This is a genomic window from Vibrio sp. 811 (assembly GCF_033339195.1).
Genome location: NZ_JAWOUB010000782.1, coordinates 1 through 555, shown reverse-complemented (window position 1 = coordinate 555; position 555 = coordinate 1). Strand labels below are relative to the sequence as shown.

At 47.2% G+C, this 555-nt stretch carries 1 protein-coding gene; it reads left to right on the top strand.

Annotated features, from left to right (window positions below; genetic code table 11):
• A partial coding sequence (locus R7Q46_RS29375) for a sigma 54-interacting transcriptional regulator (RefSeq protein WP_318078611.1) occupies positions 1–555 on the top strand: 555 nt, incomplete at both ends.

Here is a 555-nt window from a genome sequence, read left to right as displayed (position 1 = left end):
TGTCGATATGGCGAACATGTCTGCTTTGTCGCTACTCGGCCTGCATAAACAAGAAGTCATTGGCACTCAGATTGGTGCGCTATTACCAAGCGTCCGTTTCTCTCGTTGGTCTGAAGGCGTGAACGCTCGTACTCGTGAAAACCTAGTCATTGATGGGTTGGATTACATCTTAGAGCTCATGCCTGTCTATATCAGAGACGAAGCGCAGAATTCTACGCTTGCAAGCACTTTGATGACGATTCGAACAAGCCAGCACGGCACGCAAATCGAAGAAAGACTACCGCTGCATAATCCATTGGGTTTTGAGCACTTCGTAGGAATATCAAACCGCCATAAAGCATTGATTAATCAGGCTAAGAAGCTTTCTGTTCTGGATCAACCGCTACTAATCGAAGGTGAAACAGGTACTGGCAAAGAAATGCTCGCAAAAGCCTGTCATAGTCGTTCAAGCCGTGCGAGTAAACCATTCCTTGTGTTGAGCTGTGCATCCATGCCAGATGACGTTGCAGAAACCGAGCTGTTTGGTCATGCGCCAGGTTCGTTCAATCACGAACA